Below are 2,479 nucleotides of genomic sequence, written 5' to 3'. Positions count from 1 at the left end.
TGCGGGTCGCGGACTATAACCGCCGGTTCGAAATTACATCGACCCCGATAACAACTGATGCAAAGTCTACTACTTATCCACACGGCCCGAAAATTCTAGAAATTAAGAGCGCTGATAGACCTATTTTTCGGCTGCTTCGACTCCTCTTCTCAATGGGTTCCGTCACTGACTTCCCCCAGAAATTCCATCACATGTTGTGGTGGATGAGAGATAAGGAGAAGTTATGAAGACATCAGAAATCCTAGAAATTCTTGCGTGCGTGTGCAGACTGATATTTCTGTTATGGGAAATAATGAGCGCCCGCCGCAACAACGACGGGCACTCGGATACTGCATAATCGAAGTTGGGCACCGTCTTGAGAATTCTCAAGGCGGTGTTCCATTTTTACATACGAGGTCGGTAGCCACCTTCGAATTTAATCAAAGCTGACTTGCCGGCCACCAAATACCCGTCCGCAGAGGAGCATCTGTTCGTGTGCAAAAAGATAGCACCGATGAGCAGCTTTGAACTTAAGGGCGGTGAATTTTTTGCTTCATGAAGGAAGAAATCCCCCAACCTGTAACCAAGTCGAGGGATTTTCTTACTCTGCGTAATGCAAAAGCCCCGCTGATTTCTCAACGGGGCCTTTGAACGGGGGATGGATAAGTTCTAACTATAGCCTAGCTGCAACCAGATGTGTTTCCGCATCCTTCGCATACAAAGCAAGCACCTGACATACGCATCTTGACTCCACATGTCATACAGAGCGGTGCATCAGATTTGATTCCCATTGACTCTAGGAGATCAGATGATGAACCAATTGTTTGAACAGGAGTTGAGGCAAGTGGTGCTGCTTCAATCTTTACCGCTACCGGCTGTGGCGCTTCAGCTTTTACAGCCGCAGGAGCCGCCACAGCCGCAGGTGCTTTTGGGGTATCAGCACTCGCAAATGGTGCGTATTCGCCACCGTTATCAAGGGCTGCTGCCCGCTCTGATGCGGTGTAGAGACCCATTGCTGAACGTTGTTCAAATGGCAGGTAATCAAGTGCCAAGCGACGGAAGATGTAATCCATCATGGATTGCGCCATGCGAATATCTGCATCATCTGTCATACCTGCTGGCTCGAAGCGAAGGTTGGTGAACTTCTCAACGAATGTCTCTAGTGGAACTCCGTATTGAAGTCCGATAGATACTGCGATTGAGAATGCATCCATGACACCGGCCAACGTTGATCCTTGCTTGCCGAGCTTGAGGAATACCTCACCAAGTGCGCCATCAGCGTAGGCACCAGCGGTCATATAACCCTCGGCGCCTCCGACTGCGAACGATGTTGTTGTAGATGGACGTGACTTAGGAAGACGCTTACGAACTGGTTCAGCAACCGCCTCCAGTGGTGCATCCTTCTTCTTCGCCTTGCCATCAGAAAGTGGCTGACCGACTTTGCAGTTATCGCGATAGACCGCGAGTGCTTTAATGCCCATCTTCCATGCTTGGAAGTGAACTTCTTCCACTTCTTCCACAGTTGCATCTTCTGGCAGGTTAACTGTCTTTGAGATAGCACCTGATAGGAATGGCTGACAGGCAGCCATCATGCGCACGTGGCCCATTGGCGCAATTGAGCGCGCACCGAGTGCGCAGTCAAATACTTCATAGTGCTCCGGCTTAAGCCCTGGTGCATCAATGACGTGTCCATTTGCAGCAATGAATTCAACAATTGCTTCGCTGGTCTCATCGGCGTAGCCGAGCTTGCGAAGTGCTGCTGGAACGGTCTGGTTCACAATCTGCATAGAACCGCCGCCAACTAGCTTCTTAAACTTAACCAGTGAGAAGTCAGGTTCGATACCTGTTGTATCGCAATCCATCATCAGACCAATTGTTCCAGTTGGTGCAAGAACTGAGATCTGCGCATTGCGCCATCCGTTCTTATCACCGGTTGCAAGACATGCATCCCATGCCTTATTCGCCTCGGTCCAGACATCGATATCGAGGGTGGCTTCTTGGCGCGCAGCCGATGATGCCGAAGCATGCTTGCGCATCACGCGAGTATGGGCAGATGCATTACGGGCAAAGCCATCGTATGGTCCAACAATGCCAGCAATTTCTGCTGAGCGCTTGTATGTGATGCCAGTTAGAAGTGAAGTGATGGAACCAGCAAGTGCGCGGCCACCTTCTGAGTCATAGGCCAGACCTGATGCCATAAGCAGCGCGCCTAGGTTTGCATAACCAATTCCGAGCTGGCGATATGCGCGAGTGGTCTCACCAATTGGCGCTGTTGGGAAGTCTGCGAAACAAATTGAGATATCCATCGCAGTGATGATCATCTCGGCCGCTTTGCCAAATGTCTTGGCATCAAATGAACCATCTGATTTCAGGAACTTCATCAAGTTAAGTGAAGCCAAGTTACATGATGAGTTATCTAGTGACATGTACTCAGAGCAAGGGTTTGACGCGTTAATGCGACCTGTCTCTGGGTTGGTATGCCAATCATTGATGGTGTCAT

2 protein-coding genes are annotated in these 2,479 nt (G+C 49.9%); one reads left to right on the top strand and one right to left on the bottom strand.

Annotated features, from left to right (window positions below; all coding sequences use genetic code 11):
- Window positions 1–227: hypothetical protein (locus tag AC9UEP_RS05830; RefSeq protein ID WP_509545027.1), on the top strand; the 227-nt coding region annotated here is incomplete at its 5' end.
- 432 nt (window positions 228–659) lie between these two features.
- On the opposite strand, the gene AC9UEP_RS05825 is transcribed toward AC9UEP_RS05830, so the two are convergent.
- On the bottom strand, window positions 660–2,479 hold a 1,820-nt coding region (locus AC9UEP_RS05825), incomplete at its 5' end, for a vitamin B12-dependent ribonucleotide reductase (protein WP_509545024.1).

This window comes from Candidatus Planktophila sp. (genome assembly GCF_040402315.1).
In the GTDB taxonomy this organism is placed as follows: domain Bacteria; phylum Actinomycetota; class Actinomycetes; order Nanopelagicales; family Nanopelagicaceae; genus Planktophila.
The sequence above is the reverse complement of the archived record's forward strand: the minus strand, read 5'-3'. Positions and strand labels throughout refer to the sequence as shown.